Consider the following 19,029-nt stretch of genomic DNA (forward strand, 5'->3'; position numbering starts at 1 on the left):
ATCAGCTGGCAGCTTTCAGGAGGAGGCGGTCACCGAGTTTGACGCCGGTATCATCCTTGACAGGCTCTGCAATCAATAGTCCATCCTGGTCCAGCGCTCGAAGCTCAGCATAAAACGGCTCCACCTCCTCAGGCGCCGCACCTTCTTTTATGCCATAGAGCTCCGCCACTTGCTGGGCTGAGACCGGTGCTTTGGCTTCCTGCAAAATCTCCAATACCGTGCGCTTCATGATCTTCGCTCCGCTCTTCCGTGTCTGTGTGCGGATTTTGGGTTTTTGCTTTGTGGCGATTAGTCGGTCGAGCTGCGCGCTCGCCGGCTCGTCGCCGCTGTCATTGGTGTTAAGCTGCCCCGCCAGAGCATTATCCATAATTCGACGACGCAGCCTCTCTAGCGTCTTAAAGGCCTGCGTCACGGCGGCCTCACCGGCTGCAAGCCGACGCATGCCAGACCGCACTATATCCACGATGGCTTGCTGCTCCTCGAGACTAGGGCAACGTAGTTGAAATGCAGCCAATTTCTTTGCGTTGATATTGGACTGCCCTGCACTGTCGCTTCTAACGGTGAAGCAGTATTCGCGACCAGCGGGGCTGTTTAAGCAGTATCCAAGATAATCAGGAAGAACGCGATCGTCGCATCTAATCCGAATGAGATAACCCGCATGGATCGCGGCCATCTCTCCATGGTAAACCGCCGTCTTCCCGACCAGCTGCGGGCTTCCGTTTGTACGATTGAACAGAACATCTCCAGGTTTTAATAGGTAGCGCTCTATTTCCCGATCATCCGAAGTGAAGACGAGGTCGGACCAGTCAAGTTCTCCCCGTTGAATATTACCCATTCGGAGAACAACTACTTTTCCTGCGGGAGAAGACTTTGCGCTTGAGCCGTAAGCGATGCTGACGGAAATATCCCCAACTGAAACCAAAGGCGCCTTCTCAGGGGAGCTATCTGGCCCCTTGGAAGGGAGCAGCGTTAAATCGTAGGCTGCAGCCAACAGCGCTGAGCGCCCCTTCTCCACAGCGACGGCCCCCTCATCAAGACTCGAGCGGATCGCAGCTATCCGCTGCTCATAGGCATTGAGCCTCTCCACGATGCGGTTTTGCTCAGCCAGAGGAGGCAGCGCGATCGCCGTGGCCTCGAAAGCCGCTTTTGTGACATGGCGTAGCCCCGCACCGCCATGAGCTTTTGCGATCTGCTGATCGAGGGTGTGGTTGATTGCAGCTCTGAGGAACTCCCGGTTGATCGCTTCTGAATCTACACGAACATTGAATATGTGCTGGTTGAGCACAGCTTCCGGGCCGCGCCAGATGTGTGCACCGAACGACGTACCCGGTGTACCCGACCACGCAAATAACAGATCGCCGTCGCGCACGAGATGGCGCTCATCGACATCTCCTGAGAAGTGATTGAAGGACGTGTCCTGTCGATTGAGGTTTTGGATACGGACGATCGGGAGACCTCTCGCACCCCAGTCAGAAGGCTTAAAAGCTCGACCATTTATAAGATCCGCGATTGCGCCAATGGAGGTCTGCACCCATCCGCGGGGAAGCTCCCTCATCGCTCCACCTCGTCCGCCGGCAGATCTTCCATCAGCGATTCGATTTCGGCTATCGCAGACTGGAGATGAAAAAGAACGGCCGATGCCACATCCTGCAACGTCGAGCTATCGGGTTCATCAGCGTCACGCGGCGTCATCCATATTAGGTCGAGATTGTCCCCCGCTTCCGCAATGTCCTCCCGTTTGAACGACCGCCACCGGGGAATGTCCGCAGATTCCGGACGGCGTTTGCTGCCAAAAGGGTCCGTTCCGTAGACGGCCTCGAACTCTCTAAAATGCTCAGGCCGCAAGGGACGTGTCTTACCGAAACGAGGCATTTCTGTCCGTAAGTCGTAGACCCAAATACGGCTCGAGTTCTGCGGGTTTTTTGTCCTGCGCGTAAAGAAAAGAACGTTTGTGTTTACGCCCTGACTATAGAATATGCCGTTCGGTAACCTTAGGATGGTGTGGAGGTCGCATTCTTCCATGAGGTCGACGCGAATTGCCCGCCCGACACCGCCCTCGAAAAGCACGTTGTCCGGCACGACTACTGCGGCACGGCCACCTTCCTTAAGCGCGAGCCTAATGTGCTGGAGAAACGCCAACTGCTTATTGGTGGTTCGATGTGGCAAATCGTCTCTTAATTTTCGCGCGCTGCCTGCCTTGTTACCGAACGGCGGGTTGGCCAAAATGACGTCAGCAGGCGTCAGTGCCGCCGAGTCCGCAGTTAGTGCATCGCCAAGTATCAACTCCGCATTTAGTCCATGCAAAAAAGAGTTCATTTGGCAGATACGGTAAGTACCTTTCTCGATCTCGACACCTTCGAAACGAGGTGGGATAGAGCCGGGAGACGTAACTTTGGAGAACTGCTGGGCTGAGATCAAAAATCCGCCGCTTCCGCATGACGGATCTTGTACAACCTCACCAGCAGCGGGTTGCACCAGGCGCACCATTGTGTCGACCAGTGGCCGGGGCGTAAAGTATTGCCCCGCACCCGATCGCGCATCCTGAGAGTTACGGGCTAAGAGCCCCTCATAAATATCACCCATCCCGTCGGCATCAACGGAATGCCAGTCAAGCTTGGCGATTCCATCGATGACCGCCCGCAGGTTCTCCGAATGAGAAAATACGGTCGTAGGAAATGCATAAATCTCTTGAACCACGCGACTCTCCGCATGACCACCTAAGTATGTCAGCATGTCGCGATAGAAAGTTAGAAGATCAGCTCCGCGGTACTCTATGAGGTCGCGCCAGCGATACCCTTCCGGCAGAGCCCTATCGGTATCAGTCTCCTCGGCGATCTTGAGAAACAGAAGATAGGTTAGCTCAGAAATATACTCATGATAACTGACCCCATCCCCTCTTAGTATATGGCAGAGACCCCAGATTCTCTTAACTAAGTCTCCACTATTCTTTTTACGGGCCGCCTTCATTTTGTTTCTCCATTATCGGCTATTTCCCGACCTAGCACTCGATCAGGCGACGAGCCTTCAGGCATCTGCGGCAGAACAGCGGAATACATAATGCTTTTGTGGATCAAAGCTCGAGGGGGTGTCCCCGGGGCGAAAGCGAGATATCGAAGGCGGGGATCAGCCATGAACGGCCTTTCCCACGCTTCGCGCGAGCCAAGTCGGTAGCTGCGGCGCTACCGCGATAAGTTCGTTAAACGTAGACGGCGGCAGGTCACGCTTCAGTGCCACGAGAGCGGCATCGGCCTTCTCGGGCCCGAGCCAAGCGAGCGCTCGAATTACGATACCCGCGGGACTATTAGCCAGAGCAAGCTGCCAGCGAGGCGCATGTCTCAGTTCGATCACATGGTTGCCGAAACAGATCGTACGGCTACGGCCCGAAGTCAGGTAGACCAATCGCACTGGCACCTGCGTTGTAAGGCCAAGTGTATTGGCAGCCGCGGCGCCGCTCGGCACGATGACCTCGCCTTTCTGGCTTGCGAGCGCATCAACAGCTTTTTGTACCGATGGCGAGCGGACGCCGTGTCTACTGGAAACAGGTCGTAGATACAGGCCGCGCCCGGCGCGGATCAGTTGGCCTCGTTCCGCAAGGCGCGACAATGCCTGATCCACCGCGGCACGGTTGCCGAGGTGGAGCAAGCCTTTAGCCGAGATAGCACTTCCCTCGGGCAAGTCATCTGCATGATCAAGAATTTGTTCGGTCAACCGCTGCACACCGCTCTCCTGTCAGGATTCTATGTTCTTTTCTGACAGTTTTCAATGCAGATTATCCTTCAATGACCAAGCTTCGGGCGGAGATTGCAAACGGCATGAGGAAAGCGGAAATATCATTAATTACAACGGCTAGCTCCCCCGGATCGTGAGCGGCTACTCCTCCGACGAAGGCGCGCCATTGTCGCTTCTTATCCGCGTCCTCGGCGAAGGCTGACGTCAGCGCATCCGGCGGGTCTTGAGGTATTGCCGTCCGGCGCCGCGCAAAAGTGGCAGCGATTGCCCGAGCCAGTCTGTCATCGTCGAAGGTGAACGAGCGGCTGAGAATCCAGATGTCGTAGAAGTCCTTCATCCGGCTGTTGGCACGCCCCAACGCCACCATCGCCTGAAATTTCTCGGCGATCACGGTCTCTCGCGCATAGGCGCGTAGCCGCGGCGCCGGAAACGCCAGCATGGAGGGGTAGTCCAGCATCTCTGCCCCTGGTTCCATCGCATCGCCGAAGCCGATATCGATTGTCAGACTGATCTTGGCGCCGCCGATCGAGGCGGTCGTTCGCAGTCGAAGCCCGCCATATTCGAGCTCTTCGCGGATGCGATCGATACGAAGAGAGGTGGCGTCAAATTCCACGCCATCGTCAGCTTCTAGCGCCAGGATGTCCCGGAATGTCGCAAGCATCGCCTCGGGTTCAGGATCGCCAAACCCCAACAGATCGAGGTCACGCGTGCCGCGATGCGGATCCTCAAACCAACTCATCATCAGCATCGCGCCTTTCAGAACGAAGCGGTTCGCATGGGGTGATTGGCTGAGCCGGAAGAGGAGTTGTTCGAGCGCAAAACGCGTCAGGACAAGATCGAAGCTTTGGCCACTCGTCTTGGCGAGTTGCAGGAGGCGGGCACGCACTGAAGCGCCGACATTCTTGAGCTCCTTAGCCATTGGCGGCCAGCGCCTCGAGATAGGGTCGAATGACTGTCGCGATCGCTCCTCGCTCCGCTTCCCTGACAATTTCGCCGGGAGTCGTCTTGCGTTGACGCAGTGCCTCCTGGAGGCCCTCAATCGCCACCGACAGGCCGATCTTGTTGCGATACCGGAAGCAGTCGGCGATCGTCTTCGCGACCCCAAAAACCTTTACGGGCACCCCTTCGACGGTATGGGATTCAACGCCCTCCGTGAGCAGACGGTCCGTGAACCGCACCAGCCGAACCGGCGTGCCATCAGCCTTTGGCGCCCAATCTTTTTGGCCAATGGCGATCCATACCTGCCTCGGGAGCTGATCGGTCAGTTGATGGAACGCGAGGGCCGATACGAGACAGACTACGCCCTTGGGCACGCGTTTCGCCGCTTCTGCGAGGCTGTGGTGGGCGTCAAGAGGCGCATCGGGGAGCTGATAAAGCCCCCGTGCAAGCCGGAGCACCTCGCCATCCCGCTCCATGCGGCTCATGGTAGCCGCGGTCACCCCCTCCGCGCGCAGTTCCGCCAGACGCGCGATACCGCGCGCTTTCAGCACGGTGTGGGCAATTCGGCGCTGGGATGCGGGCTCGGGCAAGATACGTAGGCTCGGAGTATGAGGTCTATTCTCCGAGGATTCGTATCACCATCCATATGCCGAGAAAAGGTGCACAAAACCGAAAGGCTTCTTTCACAAGGAGACGACCGTCAGGCGGGGAAAGCCTTCCCCTGCGTCCGAGCCCGCGGTCTCGGCCGACCCCTTCTGCAGGGCCTGCTGCCCCGCAAGAGAGCGAGAGTGCGGACCGGGTTTCCGTGACGGGTTGAGGCTGGGAGAGAGGCTTCCGGCGCCCGTCCTGGAGACGACCAATGACCCAGGTGGAAATTCTGGACGCCGATCGTGATGGACGGCAGGGCTACAAAGTGGATGTCAATCGCGGAGAGCGGATCGGCCGCGTGTCCTCCGAGTGGTTCTCGCGGCCGGCGGACGAGCGTTACCTATCGCTGTCCGACCTCCACGCTGCGGTGCGCGGCCGGACCGAGCGCAGTCGGACCCGGACGGTGGAGAGCGCGGCGATCCGCGTGGAGGCCAGCCGCGACGACGCCGAGCGCTTGGCGCTGATGCTGCCGGGCTCCGACACGCCGATCGCTCCGACCCACTGGAGCTTCGGCCAGCTTGCCAGCTTGGTCGGCGCGCCGGCGGCCTATCTGCGTCAGCTTCCTGCGCCGCTGGCGGGCATCAACCTGCAGTATGGGCTGACCTCCCATCGCGCCGAGCAGGTGAAGACGCTGGAGATCGAAGATGGTCGCGTCGAACTGCGGGCCGTCACCGGCCCCGACTACGGCCGCATCTTCGACCACGAACTGGTCGCCGCGGTTCAGCGGATCGCCGGCAACGGCACGGGTGACACCCGTTGGAAAGTGCCGGGCGTACTCGACTGGTGGACGGGGGTTTACAATCCGCGCGTTGATATCACCCAGGACACCACGACGCTCTACGCCTCCGATCGCGACGTCTTCCTCTTCCTGGTCGACGACCTCAATCCGATCGAGGCCGGGCGTCTTCCCGACGGCTCGCCGGACCTCTACTTCCGCGGCTTCTACTGCTGGAATTCCGAGGTGGGCGCGAAGACGCTCGGCATGGCGAGCTTCTATCTCCGCGCCGTTTGCCAGAACCGCAATCTCTGGGGCGTCGAGGACTTCGAAGAGATCACGATCCGCCACTCGAAATACGCCGCCTCGCGGTTCGCGCATGAGGCGGCTCCGGCGCTGACCCGCTTCGCCAACTCCTCGCCGTTGCCTTTCGTCAACGGCATCAAGGCGGCGCGGGAGAAGATCGTCGCGCGCAACGACGAGGACCGCAGCGATTTCCTGCGCAAGCGCGGCTTTTCCAAGAGCGAGACGGCAAAGATCATTGAGGCCGTCCTGGCCGAAGAGGGGCGCAAGCCCGAAAGCGTCTTCGATTTCGTCCAGGGCATCACCGCCGTCGCGCGAGACAAGACCCAGCAGGACGCGCGGCTCGACCTGGAGGCGCGGGCGAAGAAGCTGCTCGACCGGGCGGCCTGATACCCGGAAAGCCGGAGATGCGGAACGGCGTGTCTCCGGCTTCGTGCCTTTCCGTTTCTTCTGATCGTCGGTCCCGCGGCGCTGCCCTCCAGAGTGAGAGGGCGGCGCTGCGCTTCGTGACGAGTTGATGCCGAGAGAGAGGCTTTCGGCGCTCGTCGCGGAGTACATCCCATGGCGACTGCCGTTCAAAAGATCACCCTCTCGCCTTCGCGCGACATCCCCTTCAACAAACTCCTCCTAAGCCAGTCCAACATCCGGCGCGTGAAGGCCGGCGTCTCGATCGAGGAGCTGGCCGAGGACATCGCCCGCCGCGGTCTCCTGCAGGGCCTCAGCGTGCGCGCTGTCGTCGACCAATCCGGCGTCGAAACCGGCATGTTCGAGATCCCGGCCGGCGGCCGGCGCTACCGGGCGCTGGAATTGCTCGTGAAGCAGAAGCGCCTCGCCAAGACCGCGCCCGTCCCCTGCGTGGTCCGCGAGGGCGGCATCGCGGAGGAGGACTCCCTGGCCGAGAACGTCCAGCGCGCGCCGCTGCATCCGCTCGACCAGTTCCGCGCCTTCTTGGCGCTGCGCGAGAAGGGCCAGTCCGAGGAGGAGATCGCCGCCGCCTTCTTCGTCTCGGTCAACGTGGTGAAGCAGCGCCTGAAGCTGGCGTCGGTCTCGCCAGCGCTGCTCGACGTCTATGCCGAGGACGGCATGACGCTCGACCAGCTCATGGCCTTCACCGTCTCCGGCGACCACGAGCGCCAAGAGCAGGTCTTCGAGCGCCTGAAGGCTTCCTTCGACAGGCAGCCCTACGTCATCCGCCGGATGCTGACCGAGGGCGCGGTCCGTGCCTCCGACAAGCGGGCGCAGTTCATCGGCGTGGATGCCTACGTCGCGGCCGGTGGCACGGTCCTGCGCGACCTGTTCCAAGGCGACGATGGCGGCTGGCTGCAGGATGTTCCGCTCGTGGACCAGATGACCGCCGACAAGCTGGAGGCGGACGCCGAGGTGGTCGCCGCCGAAGGCTGGAAGTGGATCGAAGTCGCGCCGGACTTCGCCTACGGCCATGCCTTCGGTATGCGCCAGCTTCGTGGCGAGACCGTCGCGCTGACCGCCGAGGAGGAGGCAAGCCGCTACGCGCTTCAGTCCGAGTTGGACCGCCTGTCGGACGAATATCAGGACGCCGACGAGCTTCCGGATGAAGTGGATGAGCGCCTGTCGGAGCTGGAGACGCTGATCGAGGGTTTCGACAACCGTCCCGTGGTGTTCGACACCGCCGAGATCGCTCGCGCCGGCGCTTTCGTCAGCATCGGCACCGACGGTCAGCTTCGCGTCGAGCGGGGCTATGTCCGACCTGAAGACGAATTGCTGGCTGAGCCTGCGTCCGAGCCCGACGCGGACGGCGACGATGAACGCGCTATGGCCGCTGGCTACGAGGGCGACGAGGCCGTCATGACGGCGGAGCCCGACGCCGAGCCGGAGGAGGACGAGGGTCTCTCGCCCATATCCGACCGCCTGATGACCGAGCTGACCTCGCACCGGACGCTTGGCCTGCGCCACGCGCTGGGCGAGCGGCCGGACGTTGCCTTCGTCGCAGCCCTGCACGTTCTGACGCTGAAGACCTTCTACCACTACGGCTCGGATAGCTGCCTCGAGCTCGATCTGAAGAGTGTCAGCTTCGGGACGCAGGCGCCGGGGCTAAACGACAGCGCATCGGCTGAGGCGATCCGCGTGCGCCACGAAAGCTGGTCGAAGGCGCTTCCCAAGGAATTGGCCGATCTCTGGGACGCGCTGCGGGAATGGGACGGCGACAGCCAGGCGGGCCTGTTCGCCCACATCGTCAGCCTTTCGGTGAACGCCGTGTACGAGCCCTGGAACCGGCGGCCCCGTGCTGCCGCCCATGCCGACCGGCTGGCCCAGACGGTCGACCTCGACATGGCGGCGGCCGGGTGGAAGCCGACCGTGGACAACTTCCTCGGCAGGGTGACGAAGGCTCGCATCCTTCAGGCGGTTTCCCAGGCGAAGGGGCAGCGCGCCGCCGATCGGATCGAGCATCTGAAGAAGGGCGACATGGCAGCGGAAGCGCAAACGCTGCTCGCCGATACCGGCTGGTTGCCCGAACCGTTGCGCACCGCCGATCAGGGGGCGTCGAATGTCGAGCTCACCGTGAGCAACGAATTTGTTGAGGCGGTCGAACAATCGACGGCAATCGGCGGCGAAACGGCCATGGTCGAAGACGAGCCGTTCGCGGAAGATGAGATCGCCGACGCCGCTCCCCACGCGGTCGCGGCCGAATAACCGTCAACGACTTGCGAGACTGGCCCGCCGGAGACGGCGGGCCTTTTCGCATGGGAAACGACCATGACCCAAAATCCGCATGATCTTGCACGTCGCCTCGCCGATCGTGCCGAAACGGTGTGCCGGCACTACCTCTCCAGCGGACGCCGCGAGGGCACCTACTGGCTGGTTGGCGATGTGCGCAACACGCCCGGCCGCTCGATGTACGTCCGGCTCAAGGACACGCCCAAAGGCCCAGCCGGCAAATGGACCGACGCGGCGACCGGCGAGCATGGCGATCTCCTCGACGTCATCCGCGAAAGCTGCGGCCTGATCGATTTCAAGGACGTCACGGACGAGGCACGGACCTTCCTCAGCATGCCACCGCCGGAGCCGAAATTTCGCCAGCAACCGCGGCAAAGCCCGGCGCCGCATGGGTCGCCCGCGGCCGCCCTTCGGCTGGTCCGCATGTCGCAGCCGATCTACGGCACGCTTGTACAGGCGTATTTACGGGAACGCGGCATTACGGATTTACGTGGAACCGGGAGCCTGCATTTCCACCCGCACTGCTACTATCGCCCAGACGAGCATTCGCCGACCGAGACCTGGCCGGCGATGATCGCGGCCGTCACCGACCTCGACAGCAAGATCACCGGGGCGCATCGCACTTGGCTCGATCCCCGCCGACGCGACAAGGCGCCGATCGACACGCCGAGGCGGGCAATGGGCGATCTTCTCGGCAACGCTGTTCGCTTCGGCATCGGCGGCGAGGTGATGGCGGCCGGCGAAGGCATCGAGACCGTCCTGTCGCTCCGCCAGGTCCTTCCCGACATGCCGATGCTGGCGGCGCTCTCAGCCGCTCATCTCGCCGCCATCCTGTTCCCCGACACACTACGGCGGCTCTACATCGTCCGCGACAACGATCCGGCCGGTGACGGGGCGCGTGATACCCTGATCGAACGAGCGAACGCGACCGGGATCGAAGCGATTGTCATCTCGCCCGAGCTGGACGACTTCAACGAAGATCTGCGCACGCTCGGCCTCGATGCACTGCGCATGGAAGCCCGGTTGCAGGTCGCGCCGCAGGACGTCGCCCGCTTCATGGCGTTGGCGGCATAGCCGGCAGGAGAACGGGCCTGCGGTTTCGCCGCCGCGCTCGGCGGATGCGTCAATCCATCGGAGGGGCACCGCGCCTCGGCCTTCGAGAGGGCGATCGGCCCACAAGTCGGCCAGCCGGGCAATGGCGGCGGCCGACTATTTTCCGGCGGCCCTGCGGGCCTTTCCATCGCGAGGCAAAATAGCCGGCCTTAGCCATCGAGCCCTGCGCTGCGCTCCGGGTGCCCGGCCGTCCGGCTGGTGGGCTTCGTCGCCATGAAGGCCGCGACGGTCGCGGTCCAACCGACGGAGCATCCCATGCGCGATCACGACGACTACGAACCGCACCACGAATCCTCACCCACCGACCATGTCCTCGACGAACTCCAGCTTCACGGCTATCGCCCCTTCGCAGACGAGCCCGACCAGCGACTTCTTCCCGACGGCAACCAGGTCGCGGGCGCTGTCGCCGACATCTTCGACGCCCTGATCGGCACCCTGGAGGACACGCGCCTCGAACCCGACCTCGACGATCTCCTCTGGTCGACCGTCAACGTCTTCCACCGCGCCACCGACAGGATCGGCCGGGAACTGGACGACAATGAGCAGGCCCAGAAGCGGGCGCAGCGCGAACAGGACGGCAGCGAGGTGAAATCCGTCGAACTGGAGCGCTTGATCGCCGAGGGCATGACGCTGATCGAGCGCCAGAACGCCTTCGAGCTAATGCGCGACCAAGCCGCGGAACACTATGAGCGCCACGTCGGAAAAACTTGGCTTCCGCGCAGCGGATCGAAGGTCAACCATCGCAATCTCACCTCGGCGATGATTGACAGCCGCGACTTCCTGATGGCGAAGAAGCGCGCAGACCAGGAGGTACTCTTGCCGCCGGGCCCGAAGATCGTCGTCACCGGCGGGCTCGACTTCGACGACCACCGGCTGATCTGGGCCAAGCTCGATCAGGTCCATGAGAAGCATCCCGACATGGTGCTGATGCACGGAAAATCTCCGAAGGGCGCCGAGAAGATCGCATCGCTCTGGGCAAAGAATCGCAACGTCCCGCAGATCGGCTTCGCGCCCGACTGGACGAAGCACGGCCGGGCAGCACCCTTCAAGCGCAACGACGACATCTTGGAGGTCGTGCCGAAGGGCGTGATGCACTTCCCGGGCACCGGCATCCACGACAACCTCGCCGACAAGGCCAAGAAGCTCGGCATCCCAGTCTGGAAGTTCGGCGGCGCGTGAGCGCCGGACGACTTCAAACGACTGACTGCGATCTGGTATTGTCGGCAGAAACACCGAGTTTTTGCCGACAGGAGGCGCATCTGAACCTTGATCACATTCAACTCGCCGCGCGTGACGCGCCGCTGATCATCGCATGGCCATCGCCCGGGCTCCCCGGCGGAATGATCCAGTTCAACGAGTCCGACGAATGGCGACGGTTTATCGTCGGGCTCGGCATCGACGCGCGCATACCCGACATCATCCAGCTCAAATTCCGGCGCGCGCAAGCGCTCTATCTTCTTGGCTGGATCGATCTCGACGTGCTGAAGGCCGGCGAGCTCGCAGCGCTCATCGCCCTGGAGCTGACGGTGAGGGATCGATATGGCGACAAGACTCTGAAGAAGAAGCGCTCCTTTGCCGCGCTGCTGGAGCATATGGTCGCTGTCGACGGCCTCGACGACGCGCACATCCCGATGATCGTCCGCACCGGCGGCACCGCGATCGGTTTTGTCACCGGCGCGTCGAAGCCCAGCCTGAGCCAGCGTCGCAACGGCATGGCCCATGGCGATCCGTTCGACGGTCTGCCTGTCGGCGGTCTGCTCGAACTGGTCCGCGACCTCATCAACTACGCCTACCGAGATTTCATCGCCAACACTCCGGTTGGGCACCGTTCGGCTCTCCTTGCCTGATCGGGAACGTGAACGGCTCTCGTCGCCGAGCACCACCCCCGCTTTTCTGCGCTGATCCTTGGTCAGACTGATCGCTTGACGCCATCAACCCTTAAAGGGTCGGCTATGCGAGCATGCCGCCGCTGCGGCTTCGCCTGCGCGGTGATTGCAGCGCTCAGCCCGACACATCGGGCGCCTGTCAGCGGGGGGATGGTCCTCCGCTCGAACAGGAGCCGGATCGATGTCCCTCAACGACGCCCACGCTTTCGCCTTCAGCCTCGCCACCACGCTGATGGCCGCCATCATCATCTTCCAGGCCGGCGACGGCACGCTGTCGGTCACGCCCGCCAGCGAATATGACGGCGACGTCGCCGCCATCGTCCATGAGATCGACCCCTTCGCCCCTTGACCGGGCGACCCAATCCCAGGACCGGAAATCGCCGCCGGTTTCCGCTCCCGGCACGTGCGCTCTTGCGCTATACTTCAGCCGCGCCGTGGTGGTGGTGGAAGGCGCGGCCGTCAGACCTTGTCCATACGGAGGCCACCGCCATGATCATCCTCGCAATACTGGCATCTCTCGCAGCGATAGGCCTGCTTTGCTGGCTGCTGTTCACGCTGGCCGTCTTCGCGCTGCCGGCGTTCGTCGGCGTGACCACCGGCGCTTGGGCGCACAGCACGGGCGCCGGCATCCCGGGCTCCATCCTGGTCGGCGCCGTCGCGGCGGCGATCACGCTCGCCGCCGGCCATCTGCTCATCACCTTCGTCCGGCCTATGTGGTTGAAGCTGATTGTGGCCGCAGCCTTCGTGGCGCCGGCGGCGATCGCCGGCTTCCATGCCACCCATGGCATCGTGAAGCACCTCATGCCGTCCGACGCGTGGCAGATCATCTTCTCCGTCATCGGCGCGGTCGCGGTCGGCATCACCGCCCTCGTGCGGGTCGCTGGAATGGCGGCGGCTCCGGCCCCGACCGGCCGGGACCTTGCACGGGCCTGATCTTCGTCATCGCCGTCAGAAGGATCAGGGCAGCCGTGGCCGTGGTCGCTCCCGTCGTCTGATGCCGGAACGATGGGCGTGTGCGACGCTGATCGACGCTGGTCCGGAAAGGCGGTCCTCGTTGGAGTGCTGCGGGAGCAGAGTCGTGTCTTGGCGGGCACCGGACACCGGCGCGGCGATCTCGGTGGCGGCGGTGGAGAGCCAGGATGAAGCAGCGTCGGCCTGGCGGGAGGAGACGAAGTCGGTGAGCATGCCGTGGCGCCGGTTGCCGTTGCGGGACGGCCGCCATCTTTTCCGTTATCTGACCGTGCCTCGACCGCTCCAAACGGCCTCTCCAATGGCCTGATCTGGCCGAAGTCCGGCTGCGCCTCGATCGCCTATGACGCAACAGCCGCGTCAAACTTTCTTCCCCTGCCGGCTGCGCCGTCATTCCTCGCGAGACAAGAAAGCCCTCCTTAGCTGTCAGGCCCCTTCGGGGTGCGTCGTCGATCGCCTCCGGCCCGCCGATCGCCATCGAGGTCGCAATGGTGCGGGCTCGGGAACGGAAAACGGAGACTTACAATGGCGACCATCGGCACCTTCAAGAAGACCGGCTCGAACGAGTTCACCGGCGAAATCGTCACCCTGAGCGTCCAGGCCAAGGGCGTGCGCATCGTCCCCATCAGCGGCCCCATCGGTGAGAAGGCTCCCAGCCACCGCGTCCTGGTCGGCCGCGCCGAGATCGGCGCCGCCTGGTCCAAGCGCTCCAACGAGGGCCGCGACTATCTAGGCCTCAAGCTCGACGATCCGAGCTTCACTGCCCCCATCCACGCCAACCTTTTCGACGACGAGGAAGGTGACACCTTCTCCCTCATCTGGTCCCGCCCCACCGGGCGCCGGGGCGACTGAGGCCCGGCGCAAGGCCCCGGCCAGAAGGCCGGGGCCTTGCTTCCAAAGCGACCGAATCAGTTCGCGCCGCATGAATGCAAGTGAAGATCGCCGGGGGCGTTAAAGCTGGCCTTAGCGCCTTAGAACGACTATTATAGTCGTAGTTCTGGCGTGCGCGTAGGTCTGAGTGGGAGGTGATCATGCATGATCACCGCCCGACAATCGCGGGCCGCACGCGCGTTGCTGGGTTGGACACAGGAGACGCTCGCTGACCGGGCCCGGGTATCTTTGACCGCGCTGAAGCGCCTCGAGTCCGAAAGCGACCTCGAGGTCTATGAGAGCACGCGCGATGAAGTCCGGCGTGCGTTCGAGGGCGGTGGGATCGTCTTCCTGAACTCCGACCAGGGTGTGGGAGTGATGCTTGTCAACAGGAAGAGAGACGATTGACGCGTCTGCGGGCGATCGCCCCGCTCCGCCGTGTACACGGTCTGGCGATGGCCTCTGTTCTCAAAACAGCGTTAACAATCCCCTTCAAAATGGATACATCTATGAACGGGGGATACCGTGACCAAAGAAGACTTTCTGGACCAGCCGCCTGACGGCGCAGCGCTCACCGCCTATGACCAGGCGCATCTGAATCTTTACCTGCGCCTTCTCGACGCTGACGCTGACGGTGCGGACTGGAAAGAAGTTGTCGAAGCGCTCTTCGGAATCTGTGCCAAAACCGATCCAGAGCGCGCCGCGCGCGTCCACACCGCTCATCTCTCCCGCGCCAAATGGATGACCCAAAGCGGCTACAGCGAACTCCTGGGGCCCCGCCTCCACTGAGGTGATGCAGGACTTGCATCACGTTGATCCGACTTCGTTCTTCCCAGCAATGACTCAACTTGGAATCGTCATCGCTTCACAACTCGCGTTGCGTAACATTTGCGCGGAGGCGGCGGAGGATGTCCGAGGAAGAAAGTTGGCGGTCTGAGACTGCCTATGACTATATCGATCAGCTTACGACAAGCGAACTTGCTTGGGAATTCCTACGGCGAAACCCGGATTACAGGAGGTCCTTTCAGGAATTGTTGTCCTCCGGGCGATTGAGCGACGAAACAGCGACGGCGTTTGCTCAGCAATGGGGGTTATGTTTTCGCAGCAGACCCACGCATCACGGGCCTCGCGCAGCCGATCTTCTGGACCCCGCAAACCGATCCGGCGGCGATCATCCTCCAAAGCGGGCCCGCCCTGTCCGAAGGTTCTCATCTTACCGTTGACGATCTTCCGGCTCACGCTGTCCGAGACCGCGAAGCAACGCTTCTGCGGTTGAACCTCCACGGCGAGCGATTCGATGTCGGCCTTTCCGGTTCGATGGAAGGCGACTCGCTCGCCGCGGTGATCCCGCTCGACGAGATGACACCGGACCGCCTGACGGCGTTGGGCCGATTCTGGTCGGCGGCGACAGGCCGGGCGGTGCCGGCAGACCCGCGCATGACGCCCCAGCGGCTTCAACGGGCGCGACAGATGCTACGCGCGGTCGACGCCCGCGAGACGGGCGCCACCTACCGGGCCATCGCCCGGTTTCTATTCCCCCAACATGAGAACGACGCGACGTCGTGGGTTGGCAGCGCCATCCGCGAAACCACCATTCGTCTCGCCCGCGACGGCATGAAGCTCGTTCACGGCGGATACCGGGCGCTGCTGCGCCGTCCCCGACGGGAACGCTGACACCCACCCGGGTGTCGAATTTAGCTTCCTTACTTCGACATCGTCCGAGGCGTCGTCTTCGCGCCACCGTGCTCGCAACCCGCCGCTCATCCGAAGCGGCCGCCCGCGAGACCACGGAGGTTCGATCATGGCCGAAAAAGCCGCCAATCTACCGCCACGATACCTAAGAACGCAGGAGGCGGCCCGCTTCCTCGGCCTTTCCGAACGCACGCTCGAAAAGCATCGCACCTACGGCACGGGTCCGACCTATCGGAAGCTCGGCGGCCGTGTCGTCTATTCGGTCGACGACCTCCAGACCTGGGCGGATCGCGGTCTCGTCACTTCGACGTCCGATCCACGCGGCGGGACCGTCCTTCCGGCAAAGCGACAAGCGGCCTCTCCTGCCGCCGCCGGTCGCTTCCCGCGCTGAGATTTTCACGATGTCGGCGCGCCATCACAGCAGCGAACGCGAGCAGCTCGATCTCTTCCGGGCTTTGCCCGGCGATCTCGCGCCCCGCGACGCCCAAGACCTGATGGCGTACCCCTTCTTCGCCCTCGGCAAGTCGAAGCGACTGGCGCCGATCAACTTCAAGGCCGGCTCCGTCGTCATCCGTGTGGAGGCCGTCCCCGAGCACGGCATGGCCACCATCTGGGACGCCGACGTGCTGATCTGGGCCGCGTCTCAGATCGTCGAGGCGCGTGACCACGGACTGCGCCCGTCGCGCCTTATGGCGACCACGCCCTACGAGATTTTACAGTTCATAGGCCGTGGCGTCAGCTTGCGCGACTACGACCGATTGAAGGCCGCGCTCGACCGACTCCAGTCGACGACAGTCGCGACGTCGATCCGCCAGCCGACCGAGCGGCGGCTGCATCGCTTCTCCTGGATCAACGAGTGGAAGGAGCGCGCCGACGCTCGCGGCCGGCCGCTCGGGCTCGAATTGATCGTGCCGGATTGGTTCTACGCTGCCGTTCTCGACGACGCGCTCGTGCTGACCATCGACCGCGATTATTTCGGCCTGACGGGCGGTCTTGAGCGCTGGCTTTATCGCCTCGTGCGCAAGCACGGCGGCAAGCAGGAGTTCGGCTGGAGCTTCGACTTCCCGCATCTCCACGCCAAGTCCGGCTCGCTCTCGCCGCTCAAGCACTTCGCCTACGACCTGCGCGACATCGTCCGCCGACAGCCGCTGCCAGGCTATCGCCTGACCATCGAGCAGTGCCTCGGCGGCCCCGAAATCCTCTTCTTCAAACCGATCGATCCGCACGCGCTCGGCATCCCCCGGCAGCGCCGCCGCTCGACCAAGCGCCCTGGGGATAAGCTGTGAATCGTCTCGTGCTATCAGGGACCGGACCCATCGTGCCATCGAGGACCCGATCCTCGTGCTATCGGGGACCGGAATCGTCGAATCCGCTCGTTGAATCAGCAACTTGCGAGCCCTGTAACTTCTCTAACCTAGATTCCTTCGGAATCTTTCTAACGCAAGCCGCATTTTCGCGGCGTGTGAACGAGTCCCCGATCGCCGGGAGACCGTCATGATCGTCGCGCTGCTCAACCAGAAGGGCGGCGTCGGCAAAACGACGATCGCGCTACACCTTGCCGGCGAATGGGCGACGCGCGGTCAGCGCGTCACCGTCATCGACGCGGACCCGCAGGGCTCGGCGCTCGACTGGTCGCAGCAGCGGGCGCGCGAAAACCTGCCTCGGCTCTTCGGCGTCGTCGGCCTGGCGTGCGACACGCTGCATCGCGAGGCGCCCGAGATCGCCCGCGATGTCGACCACGTCATCATCGACGGTCCGCCGCGCGTCGCCGGGCTGATGCGCTCGGCGCTGCTCGCCGCCGACCTGGTGCTGATCCCCGTGCAGCCGTCGCCTTTCGATGGGTGGGCGTCGGCCGAGATGCTGTCGCTGCTAGGCGAAGCCCGCATCTACCGTCCGCAGCTCCTGGCGCGTTTCGTCCTCAATCGCTGCGCCGCGCGGACCGTCATCGCTCGCGAGACCGCCCAAACGCTCGCCGACCATGACCCGCCGCTGCTTGCAGCCAGGATCGGCCAGCGGATCGCCTTTGCCGACACCGCGCAGACCGGGCGGCTCGTCGGCGAACTCGACAGCGACAGCACCGCCGCCCGCGAGATCGCCGCGCTGGTCACCGAGATCGGGAGGATCGCGCCATGACCGCGACGCCTCCGAAGCGCGGCTTCGCCACCCGGCCAGGCGATGCCGAGACCTGGATCAGGGCCGCCGACGCGCCTGCGCCGCGCGCGCCGGACGCCGCAATCTACACGGCACGGCTGACCATCGACGTCACGCCGGACCAGCGCGCCAGGATCAAGATCGCCGCCTTCCAGCGCGGTGTCACCGTGGCGGACATGCTGCGCGAGCTGCTCGCGCGCGAATTCCCTCAGACCAAAGGAGACGCGACATGACTGGCGCCGTCGCCATACGCGCGCGTGGCGCGCCGGGTCACGACACGCCGCCGCCCTACGACCTCACCGAAGTCGAACTCACCTGGATCGAGAAGCGCATCGAGAATTGGATCAGGTTCGGCCGGGAGGTCGGCGAACAGATCATCGACCGCCGTCGGCGCGTGCTCCGCTTTGCGCCGGACAGCGTCCTCGGCTTCGTGCGCTGGGCCGCCAACGACTACGGGACCGTCGCCTCGCATCTCGACGTCCTGCGCACGGTCCGCGCCGGCGAGCCGCAGCAGACCGTGCCCTTTGTGCGTCCCGGGGGCGACATCCTGCTCAAGGTGGAAGGCTGGCCGAAGGTCGAGCGCGTGTTGCAGATGATCGATGCGATTGAGGCGATCGGCATCGATCCGGGCGACGTCTCACCCGATCATTGGCGGCACATCCACAATCGGATGACCGCCGGCGAACAGCCGCGATCCTATACGGCCCAGCACCACAAGGCTTTCCTCCTGCGCCGGAGGGCCGGATCATGAGCCGCTTCGGCTACGTCATGGTCACCTACGTCCTGACCATGGGCATGGCGACCGCCGCCTTCATCGATTTCCCGACAAAGTTCATCTGGAACGCGTCGGCCAGCACGCCGATCGGGCTCTACAGCATCGCGCCGGCCGACCATTTCGAGGTCACCGATCTTGTGGCCGTCCGCGCGCCCGAACCGCTCGCCGCCTTCATGGTCGAACGCGGCTATATCGGCCGTGGCGTGCCCTTGATGAAGCGCGTCGCGGGCGTTGCCGGCCAAGAGGTTTGCCGCCACGATCACGCCATCACCGTGGACGGCGTGCCGATGGGCGATGCTCTCGACCGCGACCATCTCGGCCGCTCGCTGCCGGTCTGGCAGGGCTGCCGCCGCATCGCCGAGCGCGAACTTTTCCTGATGAACTGGTCGGTCCGCGACAGCCTGGACGGCCGCTATTTCGGGCCGTTGCCGACCAGCGATGTGATCGGCCGAGCGACGCCGCTCTGGACCGATGAGCATGGCGACGGCCGCTACGTCTGGCGCGCGCCGACCCGCTGAACTGCCGCTTTCATCCCCAACCCAAGG

General features: G+C 63.4%; 22 protein-coding genes and 1 pseudogene. 18 read left to right on the forward strand and 5 right to left on the reverse strand.

Annotation, left to right across the window (positions count from 1 at the left end):
• Nucleotide 1: 1 nt before the first annotated feature.
• The 5 genes from UAJ10_RS19735 to UAJ10_RS19755 all read right to left on the reverse strand — a co-directional run bounded on the left by UAJ10_RS19735 (nt 2) and on the right by UAJ10_RS19755 (nt 5,258).
• On the reverse strand, nt 2-1,555 hold the full coding sequence (locus tag UAJ10_RS19735) for a restriction endonuclease subunit S (RefSeq protein ID WP_322916926.1): 1,554 nt from the start codon (nt 1,553-1,555) through the stop codon (nt 2-4).
• On the reverse strand, nt 1,552-2,967 hold the full coding sequence (locus tag UAJ10_RS19740; RefSeq protein WP_322916928.1) for a class I SAM-dependent DNA methyltransferase: 1,416 nt from the start codon (nt 2,965-2,967) through the stop codon (nt 1,552-1,554). Before UAJ10_RS19740 ends, UAJ10_RS19735 begins: the two co-directional genes overlap by 4 nt.
• Nucleotides 2,968-3,123: 156 nt before the next feature.
• Nucleotides 3,124-3,717 (reverse strand): DUF6088 family protein, encoded by a 594-nt coding sequence (locus UAJ10_RS19745; RefSeq protein WP_322916930.1) that lies wholly within the window; start codon nt 3,715-3,717, stop codon nt 3,124-3,126.
• A gap of 52 nt (nt 3,718-3,769) precedes the next feature.
• Nucleotides 3,770-4,648 carry a nucleotidyl transferase AbiEii/AbiGii toxin family protein gene (locus UAJ10_RS19750; RefSeq protein ID WP_322916932.1) on the reverse strand — a complete coding sequence of 293 codons (879 nt, stop codon included), beginning with the start codon at nt 4,646-4,648 and terminating at the stop codon, nt 3,770-3,772.
• Nucleotides 4,641-5,258: a type IV toxin-antitoxin system AbiEi family antitoxin domain-containing protein gene (locus UAJ10_RS19755; protein WP_322916933.1), complete on the reverse strand. Its 618-nt coding sequence runs from the start codon at nt 5,256-5,258 to the stop codon at nt 4,641-4,643. Before UAJ10_RS19755 ends, UAJ10_RS19750 begins: the two co-directional genes overlap by 8 nt.
• 269 nt (nt 5,259-5,527) lie before the next feature.
• Between UAJ10_RS19755 and UAJ10_RS19760 the strand changes: the two genes are divergently transcribed.
• The 18 genes and pseudogenes from UAJ10_RS19760 to UAJ10_RS19845 all read left to right on the forward strand — a co-directional run bounded on the left by UAJ10_RS19760 (nt 5,528) and on the right by UAJ10_RS19845 (nt 19,002).
• Nucleotides 5,528-6,724 (forward strand): DUF932 domain-containing protein, encoded by a 1,197-nt coding sequence (locus tag UAJ10_RS19760; protein ID WP_322916935.1) that lies wholly within the window; start codon nt 5,528-5,530, stop codon nt 6,722-6,724.
• 171 nt (nt 6,725-6,895) lie between these two features.
• Nucleotides 6,896-9,004: a ParB/RepB/Spo0J family partition protein gene (locus UAJ10_RS19765; protein ID WP_322916937.1), complete on the forward strand. Its 2,109-nt coding sequence runs from the start codon at nt 6,896-6,898 to the stop codon at nt 9,002-9,004.
• A 63-nt stretch (nt 9,005-9,067) separates the two neighbouring features.
• Nucleotides 9,068-10,102, forward strand: coding sequence for a DUF7146 domain-containing protein (locus UAJ10_RS19770; protein WP_322916939.1), 1,035 nt, complete (start codon nt 9,068-9,070; stop codon nt 10,100-10,102).
• 294 nt (nt 10,103-10,396) lie between these two features.
• Entirely contained in the window at nt 10,397-11,320 is a 924-nt protein-coding gene (locus UAJ10_RS19775; protein ID WP_322916941.1) for a DUF2493 domain-containing protein, read from the forward strand.
• Nucleotides 11,317-11,988, forward strand: a complete 672-nt coding sequence (locus UAJ10_RS19780) for a hypothetical protein (protein WP_322916942.1) — start codon at nt 11,317-11,319, stop codon at nt 11,986-11,988. Before UAJ10_RS19775 ends, UAJ10_RS19780 begins: the two co-directional genes overlap by 4 nt.
• A 220-nt stretch (nt 11,989-12,208) precedes the next feature.
• Nucleotides 12,209-12,376: a hypothetical protein gene (locus UAJ10_RS19785; RefSeq protein ID WP_322916944.1), complete on the forward strand. Its 168-nt coding sequence runs from the start codon at nt 12,209-12,211 to the stop codon at nt 12,374-12,376.
• Nucleotides 12,377-12,516: 140 nt separating this feature from the next.
• Nucleotides 12,517-12,960 (forward strand): hypothetical protein, encoded by a 444-nt coding sequence (locus tag UAJ10_RS19790; protein WP_322916946.1) that lies wholly within the window; start codon nt 12,517-12,519, stop codon nt 12,958-12,960.
• Nucleotides 12,961-13,521: 561 nt separating this feature from the next.
• Nucleotides 13,522-13,848: a DUF736 domain-containing protein gene (locus tag UAJ10_RS19795; RefSeq protein ID WP_322916948.1), complete on the forward strand. Its 327-nt coding sequence runs from the start codon at nt 13,522-13,524 to the stop codon at nt 13,846-13,848.
• A gap of 183 nt (nt 13,849-14,031) precedes the next feature.
• On the forward strand, nt 14,032-14,274 hold the full coding sequence (locus UAJ10_RS19800) for a helix-turn-helix domain-containing protein (protein WP_176612656.1): 243 nt from the start codon (nt 14,032-14,034) through the stop codon (nt 14,272-14,274).
• A 117-nt stretch (nt 14,275-14,391) separates the two neighbouring features.
• Nucleotides 14,392-14,655, forward strand: coding sequence for a DNA -binding domain-containing protein (locus UAJ10_RS19805; RefSeq protein ID WP_322916950.1), 264 nt, complete (start codon nt 14,392-14,394; stop codon nt 14,653-14,655).
• A gap of 119 nt (nt 14,656-14,774) precedes the next feature.
• Nucleotides 14,775-14,909 (forward strand): annotated as a pseudogene (locus tag UAJ10_RS19810) (transcriptional regulator domain-containing protein); the annotation flags it as partial.
• A 31-nt stretch (nt 14,910-14,940) separates the two neighbouring features.
• The gene (locus UAJ10_RS19815) at nt 14,941-15,540 is read left to right on the forward strand and encodes a DUF2285 domain-containing protein (protein WP_322916951.1); all 600 of its coding nucleotides are present in this window, start codon (nt 14,941-14,943) and stop codon (nt 15,538-15,540) included.
• A gap of 127 nt (nt 15,541-15,667) precedes the next feature.
• A complete protein-coding gene (locus UAJ10_RS19820) occupies nt 15,668-15,949 on the forward strand; it encodes a helix-turn-helix transcriptional regulator (RefSeq protein WP_172343240.1) in 282 nt (93 codons plus the stop codon).
• A gap of 10 nt (nt 15,950-15,959) precedes the next feature.
• A complete protein-coding gene (locus tag UAJ10_RS19825; RefSeq protein WP_322916952.1) occupies nt 15,960-16,844 on the forward strand; it encodes a replication initiator protein A in 885 nt (294 codons plus the stop codon).
• Between the two features lie 208 nt (nt 16,845-17,052).
• Complete coding sequence (gene parA / locus UAJ10_RS19830; protein ID WP_322916954.1) at nt 17,053-17,691, forward strand: ParA family partition ATPase; 639 nt, start codon at nt 17,053-17,055, stop codon at nt 17,689-17,691.
• A complete protein-coding gene (locus tag UAJ10_RS19835; protein WP_322916955.1) occupies nt 17,688-17,942 on the forward strand; it encodes a ribbon-helix-helix protein in 255 nt (84 codons plus the stop codon). The genes parA and UAJ10_RS19835 overlap by 4 nt, the downstream gene beginning before the upstream one ends.
• Nucleotides 17,939-18,460 carry a DUF2840 domain-containing protein gene (locus UAJ10_RS19840; RefSeq protein ID WP_322916957.1) on the forward strand — a complete coding sequence of 174 codons (522 nt, stop codon included), beginning with the start codon at nt 17,939-17,941 and terminating at the stop codon, nt 18,458-18,460. The genes UAJ10_RS19835 and UAJ10_RS19840 overlap by 4 nt, the downstream gene beginning before the upstream one ends.
• A complete protein-coding gene (locus UAJ10_RS19845) occupies nt 18,457-19,002 on the forward strand; it encodes a S26 family signal peptidase (protein WP_322916959.1) in 546 nt (181 codons plus the stop codon). Before UAJ10_RS19840 ends, UAJ10_RS19845 begins: the two co-directional genes overlap by 4 nt.
• Nucleotides 19,003-19,029: the final 27 nt, after the last annotated feature.

Source organism: Nitrospirillum guaranorum (assembly GCF_034653275.1).
Classification (GTDB): Bacteria; Pseudomonadota; Alphaproteobacteria; order Azospirillales; family Azospirillaceae; genus Nitrospirillum.

Bases quoted from the DNA above. Each gene is read 5' to 3' on its own strand.
- UAJ10_RS19770 (WP_322916939.1), top strand. From the start codon at position 9,068: ATGACCCAAAATCCGCATGATCTTGCACGTCGCCTCGCCGATCGTGCC.
- parA (WP_322916954.1), top strand. From the start codon at position 17,053: ATGATCGTCGCGCTGCTCAACCAGAAGGGCGGCGTCGGCAAAACGACG.
- UAJ10_RS19750 (WP_322916932.1), bottom strand. From the start codon at position 4,648: ATGGCTAAGGAGCTCAAGAATGTCGGCGCTTCAGTGCGTGCCCGCCTC.
- UAJ10_RS19735 (WP_322916926.1), bottom strand. From the start codon at position 1,555: ATGAGGGAGCTTCCCCGCGGATGGGTGCAGACCTCCATTGGCGCAATC.
- UAJ10_RS19840 (WP_322916957.1), top strand. From the start codon at position 17,939: ATGACTGGCGCCGTCGCCATACGCGCGCGTGGCGCGCCGGGTCACGAC.
- UAJ10_RS19800 (WP_176612656.1), top strand. From the start codon at position 14,032: ATGATCACCGCCCGACAATCGCGGGCCGCACGCGCGTTGCTGGGTTGG.
- UAJ10_RS19760 (WP_322916935.1), top strand. From the start codon at position 5,528: ATGACCCAGGTGGAAATTCTGGACGCCGATCGTGATGGACGGCAGGGC.
- UAJ10_RS19765 (WP_322916937.1), top strand. From the start codon at position 6,896: ATGGCGACTGCCGTTCAAAAGATCACCCTCTCGCCTTCGCGCGACATC.
- UAJ10_RS19845 (WP_322916959.1), top strand. From the start codon at position 18,457: ATGAGCCGCTTCGGCTACGTCATGGTCACCTACGTCCTGACCATGGGC.
- UAJ10_RS19825 (WP_322916952.1), top strand. From the start codon at position 15,960: ATGTCGGCGCGCCATCACAGCAGCGAACGCGAGCAGCTCGATCTCTTC.
- UAJ10_RS19795 (WP_322916948.1), top strand. From the start codon at position 13,522: ATGGCGACCATCGGCACCTTCAAGAAGACCGGCTCGAACGAGTTCACC.
- UAJ10_RS19740 (WP_322916928.1), bottom strand. From the start codon at position 2,967: ATGAAGGCGGCCCGTAAAAAGAATAGTGGAGACTTAGTTAAGAGAATC.
- UAJ10_RS19785 (WP_322916944.1), top strand. From the start codon at position 12,209: ATGTCCCTCAACGACGCCCACGCTTTCGCCTTCAGCCTCGCCACCACG.
- UAJ10_RS19835 (WP_322916955.1), top strand. From the start codon at position 17,688: ATGACCGCGACGCCTCCGAAGCGCGGCTTCGCCACCCGGCCAGGCGAT.
- UAJ10_RS19775 (WP_322916941.1), top strand. From the start codon at position 10,397: ATGCGCGATCACGACGACTACGAACCGCACCACGAATCCTCACCCACC.
- UAJ10_RS19790 (WP_322916946.1), top strand. From the start codon at position 12,517: ATGATCATCCTCGCAATACTGGCATCTCTCGCAGCGATAGGCCTGCTT.
- UAJ10_RS19820 (WP_172343240.1), top strand. From the start codon at position 15,668: ATGGCCGAAAAAGCCGCCAATCTACCGCCACGATACCTAAGAACGCAG.